14 protein-coding genes are annotated in these 17,064 nt (G+C 34.4%); 2 read left to right on the top strand and 12 right to left on the bottom strand.

Annotated elements, in window-relative coordinates:
* Nucleotides 1-5: 5 nt before the first annotated feature.
* The 12 genes from nusA to ACTHPI_RS06235 form a co-directional block, all read right to left on the bottom strand.
* Complete coding sequence (nusA, locus tag ACTHPI_RS06290; protein ID WP_445353315.1) at nucleotides 6-1,184, bottom strand: transcription termination factor NusA; 1,179 nt, start codon at nucleotides 1,182-1,184, stop codon at nucleotides 6-8.
* A gap of 16 nt (nucleotides 1,185-1,200) precedes the next feature.
* The gene (rimP, locus tag ACTHPI_RS06285; RefSeq protein WP_445353314.1) at nucleotides 1,201-1,677 is read right to left on the bottom strand and encodes a ribosome maturation factor RimP; all 477 of its coding nucleotides are present in this window, start codon (nucleotides 1,675-1,677) and stop codon (nucleotides 1,201-1,203) included.
* 120 nt (nucleotides 1,678-1,797) lie between these two features.
* Complete coding sequence (locus ACTHPI_RS06280) at nucleotides 1,798-6,108, bottom strand: PolC-type DNA polymerase III (RefSeq protein ID WP_445353313.1); 4,311 nt, start codon at nucleotides 6,106-6,108, stop codon at nucleotides 1,798-1,800.
* Nucleotides 6,109-6,115: 7 nt separating this feature from the next.
* Nucleotides 6,116-7,813, bottom strand: coding sequence for a proline--tRNA ligase (locus ACTHPI_RS06275; protein WP_445353312.1), 1,698 nt, complete (start codon nucleotides 7,811-7,813; stop codon nucleotides 6,116-6,118).
* Nucleotides 7,814-7,827: 14 nt separating this feature from the next.
* Nucleotides 7,828-9,084, bottom strand: a complete 1,257-nt coding sequence (rseP, locus tag ACTHPI_RS06270; protein ID WP_445353311.1) for an RIP metalloprotease RseP — start codon at nucleotides 9,082-9,084, stop codon at nucleotides 7,828-7,830.
* A gap of 10 nt (nucleotides 9,085-9,094) precedes the next feature.
* Nucleotides 9,095-9,892: a phosphatidate cytidylyltransferase gene (locus ACTHPI_RS06265; protein WP_445353310.1), complete on the bottom strand. Its 798-nt coding sequence runs from the start codon at nucleotides 9,890-9,892 to the stop codon at nucleotides 9,095-9,097.
* Nucleotides 9,893-9,904: 12 nt separating this feature from the next.
* A complete protein-coding gene (locus ACTHPI_RS06260; RefSeq protein WP_445353309.1) occupies nucleotides 9,905-10,639 on the bottom strand; it encodes an isoprenyl transferase in 735 nt (244 codons plus the stop codon).
* Nucleotides 10,640-10,641: 2 nt separating this feature from the next.
* On the bottom strand, nucleotides 10,642-11,199 hold the full coding sequence (frr, locus tag ACTHPI_RS06255) for a ribosome recycling factor (protein WP_445353308.1): 558 nt from the start codon (nucleotides 11,197-11,199) through the stop codon (nucleotides 10,642-10,644).
* A complete protein-coding gene (pyrH, locus tag ACTHPI_RS06250; protein WP_445353307.1) occupies nucleotides 11,192-11,923 on the bottom strand; it encodes a UMP kinase in 732 nt (243 codons plus the stop codon). Before pyrH ends, frr begins: the two co-directional genes overlap by 8 nt.
* Before the next feature lie 139 nt (nucleotides 11,924-12,062).
* Complete coding sequence (tsf, locus tag ACTHPI_RS06245) at nucleotides 12,063-13,088, bottom strand: translation elongation factor Ts (RefSeq protein WP_445353306.1); 1,026 nt, start codon at nucleotides 13,086-13,088, stop codon at nucleotides 12,063-12,065.
* A 34-nt stretch (nucleotides 13,089-13,122) separates the two neighbouring features.
* A complete protein-coding gene (gene rpsB / locus ACTHPI_RS06240; protein WP_144355431.1) occupies nucleotides 13,123-13,896 on the bottom strand; it encodes a 30S ribosomal protein S2 in 774 nt (257 codons plus the stop codon).
* Between the two features lie 158 nt (nucleotides 13,897-14,054).
* Nucleotides 14,055-15,086 (bottom strand): GIY-YIG nuclease family protein, encoded by a 1,032-nt coding sequence (locus ACTHPI_RS06235; RefSeq protein WP_445353305.1) that lies wholly within the window; start codon nucleotides 15,084-15,086, stop codon nucleotides 14,055-14,057.
* A 61-nt stretch (nucleotides 15,087-15,147) separates the two neighbouring features.
* Here ACTHPI_RS06235 and ACTHPI_RS06230 point away from each other — a divergent pair, with 61 nt between their 5' ends.
* Nucleotides 15,148-15,762 carry a lysophospholipid acyltransferase family protein gene (locus ACTHPI_RS06230; RefSeq protein WP_445353304.1) on the top strand — a complete coding sequence of 205 codons (615 nt, stop codon included), beginning with the start codon at nucleotides 15,148-15,150 and terminating at the stop codon, nucleotides 15,760-15,762.
* Nucleotides 15,763-15,870: 108 nt separating this feature from the next.
* The gene (locus tag ACTHPI_RS06225; RefSeq protein ID WP_445353303.1) at nucleotides 15,871-17,058 is read left to right on the top strand and encodes a class I SAM-dependent methyltransferase; all 1,188 of its coding nucleotides are present in this window, start codon (nucleotides 15,871-15,873) and stop codon (nucleotides 17,056-17,058) included.
* Nucleotides 17,059-17,064: the final 6 nt, after the last annotated feature.

The following is a 17,064-nucleotide window of genomic DNA, read 5'->3' as shown; positions in this document are numbered from 1 at the left end:
AATCCTTATTCTTTATTATTTTTCATTTCTACATTATCTTGTGCCAATTCTTCTGATGAATTCGATTCGGCATCGTCTGCAGTTGAATCTTTGGAATCTGAATTAGTTTCAGTATTTTCTGAATTTTTAGTTGCTTCATCTACAAATTCAACTTCTGATTCTGGTCGAATATCAATTTTATAACCAGTAAGACGAGCTGCTAAGCGCACATTTTGTCCCTTCTTACCAATTGCTAATGACAATTGATAATCTGGAACAATAACTAATGCGCTTTTATCATCTTCATCACCACTAAATTGAACTGCAATTACTTCTGCAGGGTTCAAAGCATTGGCAATATAATCTGATGGATCATCTTCATATTGAACAATATCAATATTTTCTCCACCTAGCTCGTTTACTACGTTTTGTACACGAGCACCACGTTGACCAACACAAGTTCCAACTGCATCGATATTAGGATCACTACTCTTAACAGCAATCTTAGTTCTATCGCCCGCTTCACGCGCAATTGACACAATTTCAACAGTTCCATCATAAATTTCTGGAACTTCTTGTTCAAATAAACGCTTAACCATATCAGGAGCAGTTCTTGATACAGTAATTTGAGCGCCCTTTGAATCTGAACCTACATGGGTTACAAGCACACGAATTTTATCTTGTGGATTGTAAACCTCATTTGGCATTTGATCATGTTGAGGCATAACAGCTTCAACATTACCAATTTTAACATATACAAAACGATTATCGCGACGTTCAACTGTACCAGTGATTAACTCATCTTCATATTGAGAATATTCATCAATAATATGACTTCTTTCAGCTTCACGCAAACGCTGCATAATAACTTGCTTAGCAGTTTGGGCTGCAATACGACCAAAATTCTTTGGTGTTACTTCAAAGCGGATTTCATCTCCTACTTCATAAGCACCATTAATTGCCAAAGCTTCCTTTAAGCTAACTTCAAGGCGATCATCTTGAACTTCATCAACAACAGTCTTGACTGCCATCACCTTGAAATTACCAGTACGTGGATCAAAGTCAACTTCAACATTTTGAGCCTGATTATAATTCTTTTTATAAGCAGCTACTAAAGCAGCTTTGATTGCATCAACGATAGTTTCTTGATCAATTCCCTTAGTTTTTTCTAAGGTAGAAAACGCTTCCAGCATTTCTTTAGACATAGTTTGATTCGCCTTTCTAAAATTCGATTGCAAAGCGAATATTTGCAATCAGCTTACGAGGAATAGTAATTGTCTTTTTCCGAGTTTTAATCTTAACTTCAAGAACTACTTCATCATCATTATATGATTTAAGAGTTCCTTCATACATTTTTTTGCCTTCGATTTTTTGGTAAAGACCAACATGAACATAATCATTTTGAGCCTTTTCCCAATCCTTAACTGTCTTAATTGGTCGCTCAGCACCAGGAGATGAAAGTTCTAAAACGTATGGATCTGGTAACGGATCAGGATCAAGAGTATCTAGCTTTTCAGAAACTAATTCACTTAAATCGGCAATTTCATCAATGTCGATTCCATTTGGCTCCTTATCAACATAAATTCTTAAATAATTCTGACCTTTTTCTTTTACATATTCGATATCAACAAACTCATCATTGCGGCTTGCAATAATTGGTTCTATTTCTAAACGAACAAGATCTGTAACTTTAGACAAAGATTGTTTTCCTCCGTAATAAAAAGAGTGAGCAATACTGCTCACTCGAATTTACCTATTCGAACTTCACGAATAAGTATATCATGTTTATCCTATTTTTTCAAAAAAAGCAAGCATTATTTAAAATAAAGATAATTGATTTTGATCTGGCATTCCTTCCAAAACACCATTTTCTTCAAAATAATCCATAATTGTTTGTGATACTTTACCACGAACTGCTAAATCTTCTTTTGATAAAAACTTTTGTTCTGATCTTGCTGCTACTATTTGCTTAGCTGCATTATCTCCTAAACCTGGAACAGCATTGAAAGGAGCTAAAATGGTGTGCTTATCTAGAATCTTAAAATTCAAAGCTTCTGATTCATTAACATCAACCATTTTTATTTTAATGCCACGTTCAATACATTCATTAGCTATTTCCAAAACAGTAAGTAAACTCTTTTCTTTAGCAGATGCATCATTACCTCTATTTTGAATAGCTTTCATTGCTGCTTTAACGGTATTTTTCCCATGACTCATAGCAACTAAATCAAATAAATCTGCGCGCACAGAGAAATAAGCAGTATAGTAAATTTCAGGATAATAAACCTTAAACCAAGCAATTCTAAGTGCCATCAAAATATAAGCTGTAGCGTGTGCTTTAGGGAACATGTACTTAATCTTTAAGCATGATTCGATATACCATTTAGGAATATTCTTATTTTTACTTAAAACAGCCATATCATCATCATTAATTCCTCGACCATGACGAACACTTTCCATAGTTGAAAATGCTACTTCTGGTTTAACTCCCCAGTGAATCAAGTCCATCATAATGTTATCACGACAACCAATAACATCTTTCAAGCTACAAGTACCCTTGTTAATTAACTCTTCCGCATTACCCAACCATACATCTGTACCATGGGATAAACCAGAAATCTGTAATAATTCAGAAAATGTAGTTGGTTTAGTTTCTTCAAGCATCCCTCTTACAAACTTAGTTCCAAATTCCGGAACACCTAAAGTTCCAGTTTTTGATTGAATTTGTTCTGGAGTCACGCCTAAAATATCTGGACTTGAAAATAAAGACATAACGCCTGGATCATTTGGTGGAATAGTTAGTGGGTCAATTCCAGAAAGATCTTGCAACATTCTAATCATCGTAGGGTCATCATGTCCTAAAATATCAAATTTTAGAATATTATCATGAATTGAATGGAAATCAAAGTGTGTTGTCAGCCATGCCGCATCTAAATCATCTGCAGGATATTGAACAGGGGTAAAGTCATAAATATCCATATCATCAGGAACTACAACAATTCCTGCCGGGTGTTGACCAGTAGTCCTTTTTACACCTGAAACTCCCGCAGCCAACCGATCTAATTCAGCATTACGTAATTTTAATTCATGCTCTTCATCATAATGTTTAGCATAACCATAAGCCGTCTTATCAGCAACTGTCGCAATCGTTCCAGCACGATAAGAATTATCTGGACCAAACATTACTCGAATAAAGTTATGAGCAACTGGTTGATAGTCTCCTGAGAAGTTCAAATCAATATCAGGAACTTTATCTCCGTGAAAACCTAAAAAAGTTGCAAATGGAATATCTTGACCATCCTTTACTAAATTAGTTCCACATTTTGGACATTCTTTATCTGGTAAGTCATATCCTGATCCATATTCACCATTTTCAAAAAATTGTGAATATTTACATTTTGGACATCTATAATGTGGTGCTAAAGGATTTACTTCAGTTATACCTGACATAGTTGCTACTAAACTAGATCCAACAGAACCACGAGAACCTACCAAATACCCATCTTTATTTGACTTAGCTACTAAACGCTGTGAGATCAAGTAAATAACTGCATATCCATTAGAAATAATAGAATTTAATTCCATATCAATTCTATCTTGAACAATTTTAGGAAGAGGCTTGCCATATAATTCATATGCTTTATTGAAAGTTAAATCTTTCATTTCTTGATCGGCATTTTCAATATGTGGCGGATATAAACCATCTTTAATTGGAGCAATTTTTTCTAAAGAATCAGCAATTTTATTAGTATTAGTAATTACAATTTCTTTAGCAGCTTCTTCTCCTAAGAACTTAAATGCATCAAGCATTTCTTGAGTAGTATAAAAATGTAAATCTGGCTGAGGTTTATTACGATTAGGATTACTACGCTGAGCCGATAGCAAAATAGTTCTATAAATTGAATCATGAGGATCAACATAATGAGCATCACTAGTAGCTACAACAGGCTTTTTTAACTCTTTACCTAATTTATAAATATTAGTCAAAATTTCTTCAAGTTCAGCCTCATCTTTTATAAGTTGGTCTTTAATCATTTGTTTATAGGCTGCTGGAGGTTGAATTTCAAGGAAATCATAAAACTTTGCCTTCTTACGTGCTTCATCATATCCTTTTTGCATCATGGCTACAAAAACATCACCCTGAGCACAACCAGAACCATATAAAAGCCCTTTATGCAAGCGACGCAAATCTGATTTAGGCGTTCTTGGAATACGATAAAAATCTGTAGTGCTGGCAATTGATACCAATTCATACATATTTTTTAATCCAGCTTGATTTTTAGCCAAAACAGTCATATGTGATGGACGAGCACGTTTATAAACTTGTCCTTGTTCAGCATAATCGTTCATTTTACCTAAATCATCTTCATGGAAGCGGTCATAAAATGCATCTAACAACTTAAACATTAAATATCCAGTTGCTTCTGCATCTTGGTTTGCTCTGTGATGGTGCTCCAAAACAACATTATATTTTTTGGCAAGAGAATCTAGAGTATGACGTGTTTGCTCAGGATGTAAAAGTCTTGAAACTTCAAGTGTATCTACTACTGGCTGAGTAATTTCATCCATCTTGGCTCTTTTCAAAGCAGCATTAATGAAACCCACATCAAATTGAACATTATGTCCACAAAGTGGATCGTTGCCATAAAATTCTTTGAAACGCTTAATTACCTCTTCTTCATCATCAGCTTCGCTAACCATTTCATCAGTAATTGAAGTTAAATTAATCGTCTGCTCACTTAAAGGATGGTGAGGATTGATAAATTCATCAAATCTATCAATTACTTCTCCATTCTTCATTTTTACAGCTCCAATTTCAATGATAGTATCATAAACTGAAGACAATCCTGTAGTTTCAACGTCAAAAATAACAAATTCTTGATCTTCATACTTCATTTCTGCTGGATTTAAAACTAATAATGCATGATCATCAATCATATTAGCTTCCAAACCATATAAAATCTTTATATCATTCTTTTTTCCAGCACTATATGCTTCAGGAAAGGCTTGTACATCACCATGATCTGTAATTGCAATTGCTTTTTGACCAAACTTTTTAGCAGCATTAATAAAATCAGAAGCAGTATTAGTGGCATCAAGTTGACTCATGTTGGTATGTAAGTGAAGTTCAACTCGCTTTTGATCACCTTCATACTTTTCTTGTCGTCCTTTATGCTCTACAGTCTCGAATGCATTAATAGTAAAGACTACATCATGTTCCCATTGGTCATCAGCAGCAGAGCCCTGCATTTTTGCCCAAGTTCCTGGCTTAATTTCAGACATTTTTTCAATTTGCTCTTTATTTGAAACAAATTTCTTAAACGCAATTGAATCACTATAGTCAGTAATTTCACCAGTAAAAATAACCGCACCAGACTTTAATTCACGACTTTCAATATTAAAAACATTTCCCTCAATTACAACATTGCGACTTCCATCTTCAACATTTTTAATTTGAGTAACAGGGATGCTTTCATCAAGTTTGCGATTACCATAACTAGTCTTCTTAGTAGGATATTTCTTAGCTGGTTGTGGCTTAGTTTTTTCAGGAGCAGTTGCATAAGCTTGCTGCATATTTTTTTCATGCTCTTCTTGTAATTGTTGCAAGCTTTCCAAATTGTTTTGTGAACTAGTTTGATCAAATTCAGTAATAAACTTCAGATTAAAGAATCCATACTTACGCATTTCCTCTGCTAAATCATCTAAAGCTTTTTGCTCAATCATGTTATCAATTATTGAATTATCAACTGGAATAATCCAACGACCATCAACTTTTTTGGGCTTTTTATCAGCTAAAAATTCGCGGGCTACAAGCTGTAATACATTAGAATTTTGAACCGCATAATGCCAATAATCTAAAAGATACTCATCTGAGCCATTACCTGTACGAATAATTAATTCAGTATCAACAAAACCTGTAAAAGTTTCTTTTATTGCTTTATTTAAAGCAACATACGTATCATATTTTAACGGTGTAGCAAAAAAAACGTGGATATCCCACTTATGTTTTTTAGCGTACACATCCACGTTCTCAATTTCCCCTTTTTGAAGTAATTCATTATCCTCAAATTGATCAGGAAAATTAATTTGCTTTAAAAGTTTTAAGAATAACTCGTTTTTATTTGTCACGAAAAACCTATCCTAACTCTTTATTTACAAATTCATTTAATTCATCAACTGAAATCTCAGTTGCTTTTTCATCAAGCGGACGCTTAACTTCAACCATACCATCTTTAGCACCGCGACCTACAGTAATTCTTACTGGGGCACCTACTAAGTCCGCATCATTAAATTTAACGCCCGGACGTTCATTACGATCATCGTATAGAACGTCATATTTAGCTGATAATTCTTTTTCAAGTTTTTCAGCTAATTCCGTTTGAACTTCATCTTTCATCTTCATTTGAATAAGATGAACTTCAAATGGAGCAATTTCCTTAGGCCATGCAACTCCGCGTTCAGTCAAGTGCTGTTCAACAGCTGCTGATAACATACGAGTTACACCAATACCATATGAACCCATGATAACTGGTTTTGCTTTTCCATTTTGATCTAAGAAGTCAGCTCCCATAGTATCAGTGTAGTAAGTACCAAGCTTAAAAATGTGACCCACTTCAATTGAAGTAGTAAATTTAAGTGGCAAATGATCTACTGGATCAGGTTCACCTTCATTAGCGGTTCTAATGTCTGCAAATTCATCTACTTTAAAATCACGATCTAAATTAGCATTTTGGAATTGGAAATCAGTTTCATTAGCTCCAACTACTACATTGTAAAGATCCTTAACTGTTTCATCAGCAATAATTTTATCAGCCCAATCAGCATTAACAGGACCAACGCCACCTTTTCTAGAACCAGTAATTGATTCTAATTCATCAGCATTTGCTTCATGAACTTCATTTGCATCCAAAATATGTCCAAGCTTTACTTCATTAATTTGTTTATCACCACGAATTAATACTAATACCTTTTGATCATCTGCAATAAACAAAATGCTTTTAACAATTCTAGTAGCAGGAACATTTAAGAACTTAGCTAATTTTTCAATTGAATCGCAATCTGGAGTTGCTACCTTTTCCATATCTTTGAGCTCTTCTGCTTCTTGCTTAAAAGTATCAATACTTTTTGCCATTTCCAAGTTAGCAGCATAAGTACCTTTTTCATTAGTTGCAATAGTGTCTTCACCAATTGCAGCAGGAGCTTGAAATTCTGTTGAATTTTTACCACCCATTGTACCTGAATCAGCAATTACTGGGTGAACAGTTACACCAGCACGAGCAAAAATACGCTTATAAGCACCTTTTTGATCTTCAAATTGTTCATCTAATTGTTCACGAGTAGCCGCAAAACTATAACCATCAAGCATTACAAATTCACGTCCACGAAGAAGACCAAAACGAGGACGATTTTCATCACGGAACTTTGTTTGAATTTGGTAAAGAGCTAATGGCATTTGCTTATAACTCTTCAAATTCTTAGCAATAATTTCAGTAAAAGTTTCTTCATGTGTAGGTCCAAGTAAACTTTCACGACCATGACGATCTTGAAGCTTAAACATTTCTGCACCGTACTTTTCATAACGACCAGATTCTTGCCATAAAGTAGCAGGCAAAAGATGAGGCATAATCATTTCAGGGACATTAATATTATCCATTTCTTGTTCAATGATTGCTTCAGCTTTACGCAAAACACGATATCCTAATGGCAAATATGCATATACACCAGCAGTAACTTGGCGAATGTAGCCTCCTCTAATCATTAATTTATGACTTTCAGCCACTGCATCAGCAGGTGCTTCTTTTAAAGTCGGCATAAAAAACTTTGATTGACGCATTTTTATCTCCTAAATTATTTAATAAAGTAGCGATAAATATCGTTACCAGTAACTGCAATAATCAATATAAGCAACAATGCAAAACCAACTAATTCCACAATTGCTTCATGGTCTTCAGAAATTGGCTTTCCACGCACTAATTGAATTAAGTTCAATAATAGTTTACCACCATCTAAACCCGGAATCGGGATTAAGTTAACAATTCCTAAATTAATAGAAATCATAGCTAAAAATGCCAAAATATAACTAAATCCCATATTTGAAACTTGAGAAGTTTGAGAATAAATCCCAACTGGACCTGATAATTTATTTAAACTAAAGTGACTAAACAAGTTACCTACTGCATTAAATATCATTCCAGTAGTAGATACTGCTGTATGCCATCCTCTACTTAATTTAGCTAGTAAACTATTATCGCTTTGAGCAACAATACCTATTTGATATATTTTTTGTTTTTGAATAGTTTTTTCTTGAGGTTTTAAAGTAACATTTTTAATTTTACCATTACGTTCAAGCTGAATATTTAATTTTTTACCTTTACTTTGATCAATTTGTTCAGAAATATTCTCAAAACTATTCACTTTTTTGCCATTAATAGCAACTATTTTATCATTTTTTTGAATTTTTGCTGATTGGGCTGGTGAATTATTAGCAACCTTTGCAATCGTAGTGGTAGCTGGACCAGGAATTGTAAATGTCCAAATTAAAAATACCACAAATCCTAAAACAATATTCATAAACGGTCCAGCAAAATTAGTTGCTAATTTTTGCCAAACATTAGCTTGTTGAAATTGTGTATCGCGAGGTGCAATAACTAACTCAGTTTTATTTTTATCAATAATAGTTGCATCATGGTTTACATGATAAGTAACAGGTTTATTTTCATCCCCATTTTCATATCCACTAATTATTAACGCATCAACTAAATCAGCTTTAGTTACTTGAATTGGAATCCCTTCTATTGGTAAATCAGACTCAGAAGCATCAATTCTAACCACTTCATTTTTGTCATTTAACTGAACAATAACAGTCATCCCTGGGTCTAACTTACTTTCATCATCACTTCCAGCTAATCTTACATACCCTCCTAAAGGAAGCCATCTAATAGTGTAAGTAGTTGGATTTCTTCTAATTTGAAAAAGTTTTGGACCCATCCCAATAGAAAATTCTCTAACAAGAATACCTGACTTTTTTGCTACGATAAAATGCCCGAATTCATGAACGAATACGAGCAACCCAAAAACAACTAAAAAGATCAGTATACCTTTCAATAGATATCTCCTAATGAACAATACCTAACATTGCTGCAACAACAGGTAAAACGAAAAGCATACTATCAAAACGATCTAAAATACCACCATGTCCTGGCAAAATTTTACCGGAATCTTTAACTCCATAAAATCGCTTATATGCTGATTCTACAAGATCACCCATTTGTCCAACAATTGACAAGAAGAAAGCCATAACAATCATTTGAATTTGTGGATAACCCACATTTACAAACGCAACATAAATAGCTGAACAAATAAGTGCACAAATTACTGCACCAATTGAACCTTCCCAAGTCTTGTTAGGACTAATTACTGGCCACAGTTTATGCTTACCAATCTTACGACCAATCATGTAAGCACCAATATCAGTTGACCATACAACAACAAATACATAGCAAAGTAATGCTAAACCATTGTGGTCACTTCTAATAGCTGCCATATAGTGAAAACCAGTTCCGATATAAAGTGCAGCTAAAGTATAAACACCTGCATCATCAAATGTTGTTTTATTCTTAGACAATACTGTCCAAGTTAATAGCAACATTACTAATGCATAAAAAATTCCCATCTTATTCCAGCCCCATGGCATTGTTTTGAAAAATGCATCTGGAACGGTCATGGTTAAAGTAGCAAGCAATGCTAATACGAAATCAACAGAAACTAAAATCTGCTTTTTCATTAAAAAGATTTCGCTAATTCCGACTGCAGCAAATAATACTGTCAGCCAATCCATCCAAAGTCCACCTAAAAGAACAATTGGAATAAATAAACATAAAGCAATAACTGCTGTAATTACACGTTGTTTCATAAATACTCTTATCTAACTATCTGATTCATCCACTTTTCCAAATCGACGATTACGATTTTGAAATTCTTCTACAAATTCTTTTAAATCACTTGCGGTAAAGTCTGGCCAGTTTTTATCACTAAAAGCTAATTCAGAATAAGCTAATTGCCATAAAAGAAAATTAGAAATTCTTTGTTCACCGGAAGTTCTAATCAATAAATCAGGATCTTGGTATTCACCAAAATCTCCTGTCATTAAATGCTCAGAAATCATAGATTCAGTAATTTCTGAACTATTTAAATCTCCGCTTTCAATTAACTTGCCTAATTCTTTCATTGCACTTGTTATTTCTTTACGTGCTCCATAATTGAAAGCAAAATTTAAAATTATTCCAGTATTATTAGCTGTTTCAGCCATAGCACGTTGAACAACATCATAAGTTTTCTTAGGTAATTCATCTAAATAGCCCATAATATTTACTTTGACATTATTCTTCATCAAAGTGGGCATAAACTTATCGAAAAAACGTACCGGAAGATTCATCAAATAAGCAACTTCTTCTTTAGGACGTGCCCAATTTTCTGTTGAAAATGCGTACAATGTTAAAACCTTAATTCCTAGCTTGTTAGCAGCTAAAGTAATTCGTTCAACATTATCCATTCCTTCACGGTGTCCCACAAAACGTGGTTTATGCTTTTTCTTAGCCCAACGACCATTACCATCCATAATAATGGCAAGATGATTTAATTCATTCTTTTTTTTACTCATTTTTAACCTTGAGTAATTTCTTTACGCTTTTCATCCGCAAGTTTATCAATTTCCTTAGTAGCATCGTCAGTTACTTTTTGAACTTGCTTTTCTAAATTACGTTGTTCATCCTCAGTAATTTCATCATCTTTTTGTTGCTTTTTCAAGCTATTCATAGCATCACGACGAACATTACGAACAGCAATCTTAGCTTCTTCAGCAATCTTTCCAACTTCCTTGGCAATTTCTTCACGTCTCTCACCAGTAAGTTGAGGAATTACTAAACGAATTACCTTACCATCATTTGCTGGAGTAAGACCAATATTAGATGCTAAAATTGCATGTTCAATATCATCCAAACTATTTTGATCATATGGAGTAACTAATAAAACACGTGGTTCTGGAATAGTTACACTAGACATTTGAGTAAGAGGAGTTGGTGCACCGTAATAATCTACTTTAATTCCTTCAAGAAGAGATGCGTTAGCTACACCTGCACGAATAGAAGCCAAGTTCTTTTGATAAACTTTAATTGACTTCTCCATATTTTCTTTTGCTTTTGTAATTGTTTCGTTATTCATTTTTACCACCTTCAATAACAGTACCGATATTTTCACCCATTACAACTTTCTTGATATTACCTTCTGTATTAACGTTAAATACAATTAAAGGAATATCAGTATCCATTGATAATGAACTTGCAGTTCTATCCATAACTTTTAAGTTCTTAGCAATAACATCAAGTTGGGTTAATTCATCATACTTAGTTGCATTTGGATCAAGTTTAGGATCTGCTGAGTAAACACCGTCAACACCATTTTTCGCCATTAAAATTACATCTGCATTGATTTCAGCAGCGCGAAGAGCAGCAGTAGTGTCTGTTGAGAAGTAAGGATTTCCAGTACCACCACCAAAAATTACTACACGACCCTTTTCTAAATGACGAATTGCTTTTCTTCTAATATAAGGTTCAGCAACTTGACGCATTTCAATTGATGTTTGAACACGAGTTGGAACTCCTTCATGTTCTAATCCATCTTGAAGTGCCAAACCATTCATAATAGTAGCAAGCATACCCATATAGTCTGCTTGTGCTCGTTCCATTCCAAGCTTAGCGCCAGTTTCACCACGCCACATATTACCGCCACCGCAAACGATACCAATTTCAACACCTAAATCATGAACTGATTTAATTTCTTTTGCTAAATGACCAATAACCGTAGGATCAATTCCTGTACCTTTATCTCCGGCCAATGCTTCACCTGAGATTTTTAAAATAATACGTTTATATTTAACTTGACTCATAATGAACCTCCTTATAGCTTTAATCATTTTACCATAGAAACAACTTCAATGCCCTATTTAGAACGATAGAAGATAAAAAATCTATAAAAAAAGAGGAAGAAATGCTTTCCTCCTCTTTTTTTAAATTAAAACAATGAAATTACTTCATTTGTTCACGTACTTCAGCAGCAAAGTCTTCTTGCTTCTTTTCGATACCTTCACCAACTTCGTAACGTTGGAAAGCAACTAACTTAGCACCGTTTTCCTTCAAGAATTCACCAACAGTCTTGCTGTCGTCCATAATGTAGTTTTGTGATAAAACTGCAAATTGCTTATCAACTTGAGTATTATCATCAATGAAGCGTTGCATCTTACCAGGAATAATCTTGTCCCAGATCTTTTCTGGCTTACCTTCTTCTTTAAGTTCAGCCTTGATGTCTTCCTTAGCCTTAGCTAAAATATCATCAGTTAATTGCTTTTCTGAACCGTAAACAAGGTGTGGTAATGGCTTCTTGTTTACCAATGCACGACTTTCATTGTCTTGGTCAATCTTGTGGTTCATTTGAGCCAATTGATCAGCAATAAAATCATCGCTCAATTCGTCAGGTGAAATAACCTTAGGACTCATAGCTGCGATGTGCATTGCTAAGTGCTTAGCAGTTGCTGCATCAGCACCTTCTAAAACAGTAATAACACCAATTTGGCCACCATTGTGTTGGTAAGCACCAAATTCTTGATCATCAGTCTTTTCTTCTAAAGCGAAACGACGTAAATCAATCTTTTCACCAATGGTTGCAGTAGCGTTAACAAAAGTTTGAGCTAAAGTAGTACCATCAGCCATCTTTAATTCTTGAGCTGCTTCCATGTCAGCAGGCTTACCTTCAGCAATGGTCTTAGTAGCTTCATTTACCAAGTTAACAAACTTGTCGTTTTGAGAAACGAAGTCAGTTTCTGAGTTAACTTCAGTAATAGCTGCTGCATTACCATCAACGTAAACACCAGTTAAGCCTTCAGCTGCAACGCGGTCAGCCTTCTTAGCAGCCTTAGCCATACCTTTATCACGAAGGTATTGAACTGCCTTGTCCATGTCACCGTCAACTTCTACTAATGCTTTCTTGGCATCCATAACACCTGCACCAGTACGTTCACGTAAATCTTTAACTTGTTTTGCAGTAATTTGTGCCATTATTGAGTCCTCCTAATGGAACTAATAGTAAAAACTAGTCTTCGTCGTGTTCTTCAGCGCTAGCGATTTCTTCTGAACCGTCTGCGTTTTCTTTAAAGTCAACTTCAAGAGTTTCACCATCATCTTGACCTTGTTGACCTTCGATAATGGCATCAGCCATAGCACCAGCAATCAAACGAATAGCACGAATAGCATCATCGTTTGAAGGGATAACTACGTCGATTGGGTCTGGATCAGTGTTAGTGTCAACCATTGCAACAACTGGAATACCTAAAATGTTAGCTTCGTGAACAGCAATCTTTTCCTTCTTAGGATCTACTACGAACATAACATCTGGAATTCTAGGCATATCTTCGATACCACCTAAGAATCTTTCAAGCTTGTCCATTTCCTTAGTTAAAAGTGCAACTTCCTTCTTTGGAAGTACATCGAAAGTGCCATCTTGTGACATTTCCTTCAATTGCTTTAATCTCTTAACACGACTTTGGATAGTAGTCCAGTTAGTCAAAGTACCACCTAACCAACGTTGGTTAACGTAGTATTGACCTGCACGGGTTGCTTCTTCAGCAATTGAATCTTGAGCTTGCTTCTTAGTACCAACGAATAAGAATACGCCACCGTCTTGTGCTACAGCCTTCATGAAGTTGTAAGCATCATCTAACATCTTGATAGTCTTTTGAAGATCAATGATGTAGATACCATTTCTTTGAGTAAAAATGTAAGGAGCCATCTTAGGGTTCCAACGACGGGTTTGGTGACCAAAGTGTACACCAGCTTCAAGCAATTGCTTCATAGATACAACTGACATAAATAAAATCCTCCTATGGTTTTAATCCTCTCAAGCGTTCATTTCGGCATTGACCTTCTTCAAAGGCACCATATACCGATCGCTCTTGATGTGTTTTTTAAGTGCGGTTAGCACACCTGAACATGATACTAAATTTAAGTGATTTTTGCAAGAAAAACTTAATATTCTACATTATGTTCTTTTAAAAACTTTTCTTTCCATTCTCTATTATGATGCTTAAACCAATATTCTCTTTTTAAAGCTAAACTTTTATCATCAAACTCTTCGTGATAAATCATTTTTACTGGTCTGCGAGTTTTAGTATATTTTGCACCTTTTCCAAGATTATGCATTTTCAAACGATGCTCCAAATCATTAGTAAAACCGCCATAAAAACTGCCATCATTGCATAATAATACATAAAAATAATATTTCCCTTGTTCTTGATGCTTTTTACGGTCTTCTTCACTTTCTATAATAATTCTTTGAATATTTGGTAAAAAATGACCATCTTTATCATGAACTTCAATTGCATCTTTTAATACAGTTCCATCAAAAGCAGTATGTTTTACAGCTTCAACAATCACTAGATTACTATCTTCCCCTCTATGGGATACGAATGGTTGAATTGTTTTTATACTTAAGTCATGTTTCATACAATAGTAAGTTATTTCACTTAAACGCTCTGGACGATGAACCATTATCATTTTCCCTTTCATCTTTAAAAGAGCGCTCGCTACCTCAATAATTTCTTCTAAATTAATCAAAATTTCATGTCTTGCAATTGCCTTTTTCTTATCAGGATTTACTTCATGTCCCTTTGGAACTTTAAAGTATGGTGGATTAACTACTACCATATCATAACTATCTTTTCGTAAAAAAGTTGGAGCCTGCTTTACATTATTTTTATGAACTTGAATCCTATTTTCCATATGATTAAGCTCAATTGACCTCACAGCTTGTGAATAAGCCTCTTCTTGAATTTCTACTGCATCATATTTTGCTCTATTAAAATAAGCCATATACATTGTTGCAGCGCAGTTACCAGAACAAAGATCAGCCACTTTAAAGCGATCACGAATCAAGTTTTTAGCAAAATGTGCTAAAAATAAAGTATCAAGCGTAGCACTAAAAGCAGTCTTATCTTGAATGATTTTCATATCATCGCTATATAAATAATCAATTCGCTCATTATTTTTCAATTCGACCATGAAAAATTTTATCCTTTCTAAATATCTGCTATAATAGCATACAACAACTTGGAGGGAAAATATGTTTTATCGTTTTATTCGACCAATAGTTAGATTCATTGTTTGGGTATTAAATGGTCATTTGCACGTTCATCATAAAGATCGTATTCCTGAAGGAAATTATATTTTAGTTGCTCCACACCGCACATGGTGGGAACCAATTTTATTCGCATTAGCAGCTAGTCCTATGGAGTTCATGTTTATGGCTAAAATTGAATTATTCAAAAATCCAGTTTTACGTTTTATTTTAAAACATGCTCATGCTTTTCCAGTTGACCGCAAAAATCCTGGTCCATCTGCTCTAAAAATTCCAGTTAAAGGATTAAAACAGGGAAAATTGTCATTAATCATTTTTCCATCTGGAACTCGCCACTCCAGTGAATTAAAAGGCGGCGCGCTATTAATTGCTAAAATGTCTGGTAAGCCTTTAGTTCCTGTAGTCTATCAAGGTCCTCTTACTTTTAAGGGACTTTTAAAACGAAAGCCACTTAATGTTTGTTTTGGTGAGCCAATTTACATTGACCGCAAAGTTAAAATGACTAAAGAAAATCAAGCAAAATATGATAAAAAAATGCAAGAAGCATGGGATAAGCTTGATAAAGAACAAAATCCTAACTTCCATTATGTAGCAAAATAAGCTAAGTCAAAAACTTAGCTTATTTTTATTTTTTCTTAAAATTATTCAGCCAGTTAATTTTAGGAGTGTTAAAATTAAGTGTTAGCTTATATATTGGAGGGAACTAACTTGTTGGAAAAACCATTTTACAAAATGATGCTCAGTAAATCCTTTCCATTCCCAGTTAAAGTAACTTATTGGGATGGAAAAAGTGAAGTTTACGGTAACGGCGAACCTGATGTTGAAATCATTTTTAACGAAAAAATTCCAGTAACAGATATTACCAAAAATGCTTCCTTAGCCCTTGGTGAAGGTTACATGGACAAAAAAATTGAAATTACCGGTGATGAAAGAGCTATTCAAAAAATAATCATGGGCGCTTATCAAAGTGCTGATAGTTTCATGAGATCATCAAAATTCAGAAAGTTCTTACCTAAACAAAAACATACTGAAAAGCAAAGTGAAGAAGATGTTCAAAGCCACTACGATATTGGTAATGATTTTTACAAAATGTGGCTTGACCCAACTTTAACTTATTCTTGTGCTTACTTTGAAGATGATAATCAAAACGACTTAGAGCAAGCTCAGATTGCTAAAGTTCATCATATTCTTAACAAGTTGCACCCACAAAAAGGCAAAACTTTGTTAGATATTGGCTGCGGATGGGGAACATTAATGCTAACTGCCGCTAAAGAATACGGTCTAAAAGTTACAGGGGTAACTTTAAGTGAAGAACAATTTGAATTAGTTCAAAAGAAAATTTACGATGAAGGCTTAGAAGATGTAGCTACAGTTAAGCTTGAAGATTATCGAGAACTCGGTAATGAACAATGGGATTATGTAACCTCTGTTGGAATGTTTGAACATGTTGGACCAGAAAATTTAAGTGAATACTTTAGCGATGTCTATAAATACTTAAAACCAAATGGTATTGCACTTATCCATGGTATTACTCGTCAACAAGGTGGTGCAACTAATGCCTGGATCAATAAATACATTTTCCCAGGTGGCTATATTCCAGGACTTCCAGAAATTGTAACTGACATTGTAGAAAACAATTTACAAATCACAGATATGGAAATGCTTCGTCGTCATTATCAACGAACACTTGAAATTTGGGATTCTAATTTCAATAATGCCCGTGATCAAATTCAAGAAAAAATGGGTGAACGCTTTACGCGCATGTGGGACCTTTACTTACAAGCTTGTGCTGCAAGTTTTGAATCTGGAAACATTGATGTTATCCAATACCTATTAACTAAAGGTCCATCTGGTGAAAGCTTACCAATGACTCGTAAATATATGTTAAATAAATAAAAATAA

The sequence above is a fragment of the Lactobacillus sp. PSON genome (assembly GCF_052615405.1).
Note: the sequence above shows the minus strand (reverse complement) of the source record. Positions and strands in the feature narration are given on the sequence as shown.

Excerpts from the sequence above, each read along its gene's own strand:
- nusA (WP_445353315.1), bottom strand. The coding sequence starts at position 1,184 with ATGTCTAAAGAAATGCTGGAAGCGTTTTCTACCTTAGAAAAAACTAAG.
- ACTHPI_RS06260 (WP_445353309.1), bottom strand. The coding sequence starts at position 10,639 with ATGAGTAAAAAAAAGAATGAATTAAATCATCTTGCCATTATTATGGAT.
- ACTHPI_RS06275 (WP_445353312.1), bottom strand. The coding sequence starts at position 7,813 with ATGCGTCAATCAAAGTTTTTTATGCCGACTTTAAAAGAAGCACCTGCT.
- frr (WP_445353308.1), bottom strand. The coding sequence starts at position 11,199 with ATGAATAACGAAACAATTACAAAAGCAAAAGAAAATATGGAGAAGTCA.
- tsf (WP_445353306.1), bottom strand. The coding sequence starts at position 13,088 with ATGGCACAAATTACTGCAAAACAAGTTAAAGATTTACGTGAACGTACT.
- ACTHPI_RS06235 (WP_445353305.1), bottom strand. The coding sequence starts at position 15,086 with ATGGTCGAATTGAAAAATAATGAGCGAATTGATTATTTATATAGCGAT.
- ACTHPI_RS06230 (WP_445353304.1), top strand. The coding sequence starts at position 15,148 with ATGTTTTATCGTTTTATTCGACCAATAGTTAGATTCATTGTTTGGGTA.
- rpsB (WP_144355431.1), bottom strand. The coding sequence starts at position 13,896 with ATGTCAGTTGTATCTATGAAGCAATTGCTTGAAGCTGGTGTACACTTT.
- pyrH (WP_445353307.1), bottom strand. The coding sequence starts at position 11,923 with ATGAGTCAAGTTAAATATAAACGTATTATTTTAAAAATCTCAGGTGAA.
- ACTHPI_RS06265 (WP_445353310.1), bottom strand. The coding sequence starts at position 9,892 with ATGAAACAACGTGTAATTACAGCAGTTATTGCTTTATGTTTATTTATT.